At 68.0% G+C, this 5,085-nt stretch carries 4 protein-coding genes; 2 read left to right on the forward strand and 2 right to left on the reverse strand.

Annotation, left to right across the window (positions count from 1 at the left end; genetic code table 11):
- On the reverse strand, window positions 1-1,674 hold a 1,674-nt coding region (locus GXB81_RS30290), incomplete at its 3' end, for an AAA family ATPase (RefSeq protein ID WP_205991133.1).
- Entirely contained in the window at window positions 1,671-2,855 is a 1,185-nt protein-coding gene (locus GXB81_RS30295) for a DNA repair exonuclease (protein ID WP_205991134.1), read from the reverse strand. The genes GXB81_RS30290 and GXB81_RS30295, both read right to left, overlap by 4 nt.
- A 330-nt stretch (window positions 2,856-3,185) precedes the next feature.
- Here GXB81_RS30295 and GXB81_RS30300 point away from each other — a divergent pair, with 330 nt between their 5' ends.
- The gene (locus GXB81_RS30300) at window positions 3,186-4,466 is read left to right on the forward strand and encodes a DUF445 family protein (RefSeq protein WP_205991135.1); all 1,281 of its coding nucleotides are present in this window, start codon (window positions 3,186-3,188) and stop codon (window positions 4,464-4,466) included.
- A gap of 172 nt (window positions 4,467-4,638) precedes the next feature.
- On the forward strand, window positions 4,639-5,085 hold a 447-nt coding region (locus GXB81_RS30305; RefSeq protein WP_205991136.1), incomplete at its 3' end, for an AI-2E family transporter.

Genomic DNA, 5,085 nt, shown 5'->3' on the forward strand with positions numbered 1-5,085 from the left:
TCCGTCGGGCAAGCCCGCAAGCCGCTCGCTCGATGCCTGCAAACGCGCGGCCGTCGAGGCCAGCGCCGCGCGCAACGCATCGATGCCCTGCGGCGCATGAACCCGCAGAATTTCCGCGTGGCGCTTCTGCTGCGCGAGCGACGCTTTCCAGCGCTCGTGCCGCGCCTGCGCATCGCCCGCCGACGCGACGCCGAGCGTCTGCAACAACTGCGCATGCTGCGCTTCGAGCGACGCCAATTCCGACAATTGCGCGGGCAGATCGGACACGCCCGGAATCACGCGCAATTCGCCGAGTTCGCCTAGGCCGATGCGCTTTTCCTCGTCGACACGCAACACACCCGTGCCGCTGATGCGCGCCTCGCCGACGCTCAACTCGCCGTCGAGCCGATACTCGATGCGCGTCATCGCCGCTTCGGTGCGCGCGCGCAGCACGGTCAATTCGCCGTCGAGCGCGACGAGCCGCTTCAGCCGCGCCTCGTCGATTTCGAGCGCCGCCGCCTCGCGCGCGGCTTGCAGCACCGCTTCGTTCGCCTTGTCCGCTTCCACAATCGACGCGTCGAGACGCGTGCTTTCCGCGCGATAAAGCTCGATCTGGCTGCGCAGATCGGCGGCGGTCACGGCCGCGTTGGCGAGTTCGAGCGCGCGACTCGCCTCGGCCGAGGCCTGCTCGAATTGCGCGACGCCGCCCGCGGCCTGCGCATGCGCGCTCTGCGCGGCGGCCACTTCGGCGCGCGCCGCATCGAGCTGTTCGCGTTCGCGCGCGACCGCCGCTTCGAGTTCGAGCGCGCCCTGCTCCTGTTGCACCGACAACGCCAGCTCGGCCTCGCCGACCTGCAACGACTGCGCGAGCCCCTGCACGTTGCGTTCGAGTTCCGCGAGCGCGGCCGCGCGTTGCTGCGCCAGCGCGGCCTTCTGCTCGTGAAGCTCCCACGGCCGCCGGCGCCCGGCGTCGTCGCAGGCTTCCTGCTGCGCGGCGAGGCGCGCGATGTTGTCGTCGAACTGCTGGCGCTGCTGCTGCAACTCGTCGCGGCTCGCGACGAGCGCCGCGAGCTTCTGTTCGGCTTCGGCGAGCGGCCCGGTCGATTTCTGCGTGCGCGCGGTCAGCAACTGGCGCAATTCGCACTGCACGGCGGCGATCAGCGCATCCTCGCCGGCCGAGTCGCTGCCGCCCGACAACTGCGTGAGCGCATCGCGCAGATACTGCGCGGCATGGCCGGTCGAATCGCGCAACTCCTGCGTGCCGCCCTGCTGCACCCACAACAGACCGGGCACACCCGCGTTCTCGGCCTTCATCGCCCCGCGCGCGGCGCGCGAAAAACCGAGCAGCGCGGCGAGCTTGTCCTCGGCTTCGTCCTCGGTGAACACGGCCTGGCCGATCCGCAGTTCGCAGCGCTGCCGCGAGACGAACTGCTTCGACAGACGGCACGCCTCGCCATCGAGATCGAAGCTCACTTCCACCGACGGCTGTCCGCTCGCGAGCCCCCACGGCAGCAGGTCCTTCAGATGCGAGGCTTTATAGCGTTCGAGAAACACCGTGCGCACGGCTTCCGCGATCGTGCTCTTGCCGGCCTCGTTCGGGCCCGTGAACAGATTGAGGCCGGGCGCCAGGTCGTCGATCACGAGCCGCCCGCTGAACTGCCTGAATTCCTGAATCGCAATGCGCTGCAGCTTCATGCGGACCTCGCTTCGCGCTGCGGCGCAGTATGTGCCATATGTGTCTCACGTTGCCGCGCGGGCTGCTGTTCGCGTTGAAAACGCGCGAGCAGCAACAGCGCCTCGGCAGCGTGCCGCGCCTGCTGCGGATCGCCCTGCGGGTCTTCCTGCAAGCCGCGCAGCCGCGCGACGACCTTGGCCAGATAACCGCTTTGCGCGCCGAGTTCGGCGAGATCGTCGGCGGTGGGCAGTACGTGCAGGTCGCCAAGATCGGCCCGCAGCGCGCGCACGCGGGCGCGGGTTTCCTCGACCGCGACACGCAGCGCCTCGGCATCGGCGAGCGCCGCCGTGCCGCCGACCTCGATCCGCAGCACGTCGTCGGCGCCGAGCGCGGCGAGCCGCGTCCTGAGCGCCTCGACGTCGCTCGGCACCGAGATCGTTTCGTCCCAGCGATGCCACCGGTATTGCCCGACCCGCACCGCTTCGACGCGCGGCGGCGCGTCCTCGCCTAGCGTCACGTCGAGCACGAAACCCGGTTCGTTGGCGCGAAAGCGGTCCTGCTCGTGCGTGCCCGCGTACCACGTACGGTCGTCGACACGCAGATGGCCGTGCCAGTCGCCGAGCGCGAGATAGTCGAGCCGCGCGCTCGCGGCACGTGTCGGCGCGATCGGATTCGACGAATCGATGCTCTCCTGCAGAATTCCGCCGACGCTGCCATGCGCGAGCCCGACGCGCGCATAGCCGGGCGGCGTCTCGGCCGTATCGAAGAAGGCGGTGGTGTCGTCGTAGGTGATGCGTTGCGTGAGCGGCGCGCACAGCAGCGCGCAACGGCAGGCGTCGAGCAGCACGACGCCGGGTTCGAGCACGACGCGCACGTTCGGCGCGATGCAGTTCAGGCGCTGCGCGCGGGTCCACACGCTTTCGACGAGGGCGGCGTCGTGATTGCCGGGCAGCATGATCCAAGGCCCGGAGAACGGTTGCAGCGCCGCGAACAGACGCCGGATCACCGTGTCCGAAACCGTTTGCAGATCGAACACGTCGCCCGCGACGAGCACCGCATCGACGTTGCGCGCGGCCGCTTCCTCAGCGATGCGGCGCACGGTATCGAAGCGCGCCTGTGCGAGATGCGCGGCCTCGTCCGCTTCGAACTGGCCGAACTGCGTGCCGATCTGCCAATCCGCGGTGTGTAGAAATCTGCTCACTGGGTCCTCGTTGCGGTTGTCCTGTCTCGTGCCATGCTGCATCGTGGTTCGTTGCGCCGAACCGCGTTTTGTTACGCTGCTTCGCCGTGTTGTGTTGTGTTGTGTTGTGTCGCCGCGTGGTTGTCCTGCCGGGTGCGCCGGCGTGCCTTGCCACGACCCGCATCACATCCTGCTGCGCGCCATCGCATTCGACGCAGCCGCATGCGAGTCCAAGCGCGAATGTTACCTTGCCGAAGCCGCCGCGCGTACGCCGGCTGGACGCATGCGCCGGCCGTGCCGCATCATGGCACCCGCACCGTACCGCCCTCGCCCGACAGGACCACCCCGACGATGGACAAGACCACCGAACTGAAGCGCGCCAGGCGCACGCCCTTATTGCTGCTGCTCGTGGCCGCCGGCGTTTTCGTCGTGACCGCGTTCATGCCGCGCGGCGTGTGGATCGACGGCATCAAGGCGATTGCCGAGGCCGCGATGGTCGGCGCGCTCGCGGACTGGTTCGCCGTCGCCGCGCTGTTCCGGCGCGTACCGCTTCCGCTCGTCGCGCGCCATACCGCGATCATTCCGCGCAACAAGCACAAGATCGCCGATAACCTCGCGGTCTTCGTGCAGGACAAGTTTCTCGACGTGCCCTCGCTCGTCGGCCTGATCCGCCGCCACGACCCGGCGCGCAGCATCACGTTGTGGCTCACCGAGCCGGCCAATACCACGCGCCTCGGCGATTACGTCGTGCGCCTGACGGGCGGCATGCTCGACGTGGCCGACGACGCGCGCATCCAGAGCTTCATCCGCGACGCGCTGCGCGACGTGCTCGCGAAGGTCGATCTGTCGCAAGCGACGGGCGCGATGCTCGACACGCTCACGCGCGACGGCCGCCATCAGGAACTGCTCGACACTGCGCTCGATCAACTGATCGCACTGCTGCGCGAGCCGCCCGCGCGCGAGTTCATCGCGGCGCGCATCGTCGATTGGGTCAGGAGCGAGTATCCGAAGATGGAGAAGATTCTGCCCTCGGCATGGCTCGGCGAGAAAGGCGCGGACGCGATTGCGAGCGCCGCGAACCGCATGCTCGAACAGATCGCGGAGAATCCCGCGCACGAGCTGCGCGAGCGGTTCGACGAGGCTGCGCGAAAGCTGATCGCGAAGCTGAAGACCGATCCCGCGTTTTTGCAGCACGGCGAAGCGCTCAAGCGCTATCTTGTCGAAGGCGACGCGTTCAGCGCCTACGTGAAGGACATGTGGAGCGAGTTGCGCGCGTGGCTCAAGCGCGACCTGCACAGCGCCGACTCGGCGCTGCATGCGCGCGTGGCGGCAATGGGCCAGTGGATCGGCCGCGAACTCGCAAGCGACCCGGCGCTGCGGCAATCGCTGAACGATCATCTCGGAGATGCGGCGCGCGCGATGGCCCCCGACTTCGCGCAATTCCTCACGCGTCATATCAGCGATACGGTAAAGAACTGGGACTCGCGCGAGATGTCGCGGCAGATCGAACTGAACATCGGCAAGGACCTGCAATACATCCGCATCAACGGGACGCTCGTCGGCGGCTTTATCGGGCTCTTGCTGTATGCGAGTTCGCAACTGCTGGAGCTGCTGCGCATGCAGGTCGGCTAGCTGGCGAGCCGGCGAATCGGCCAACGCGAGCGAGCCCATCGCGCCGCTCCGTTACGATGCGTGCCTCTGGTTCGCGGCACGCCAAACCGCCTACAATTCAGGCATATGTCTTGCTGCCCCGTTATCTCCCGGAACGCCCCGGCAGCGCGCTCCAACCGGAATCTCTGTTCACATGAAAATATCGTTACCGCCGCCGCAGCGGCCGCCGAACCGCGTTTACCCGCCGGGCACGCCAGGCCTGCATGGCCTCGTGTCGCTGATTACCGGCGTCGTGGTCGTATGCGCACTCTACTTCGGCCGGGCGGTGCTGATTCCGATCACGCTGTCGGTGCTGCTGAGCTTCCTGCTCGCGCCGCTCGTGCAGATGCTGCGGCGCCTGCACATGGGCCAGTGGCCGTCGATCTTCATTGCCGTGCTGTTCGCGCTCGCCTCGATGCTCGCGGTCGGCGCGCTGATCGGCGCGCAGATCGTGCAGTTGGCCGGCGCCCTGCCGCAGTATCAGGAAGCGATCGAGCAGAAGATCGAAACCGTGCAGGAAAAAACCGTCGGCCGCGCCGATTCGCTGATGAGCAGCACCGCTTCCGTGCTGCAGCGCATGGCGCCGTCGCGCCCCGCTCCG

The organism is Paraburkholderia sp. Ac-20336 (genome assembly GCF_017105025.1).
GTDB lineage: Bacteria > Pseudomonadota > Gammaproteobacteria > Burkholderiales > Burkholderiaceae > Paraburkholderia.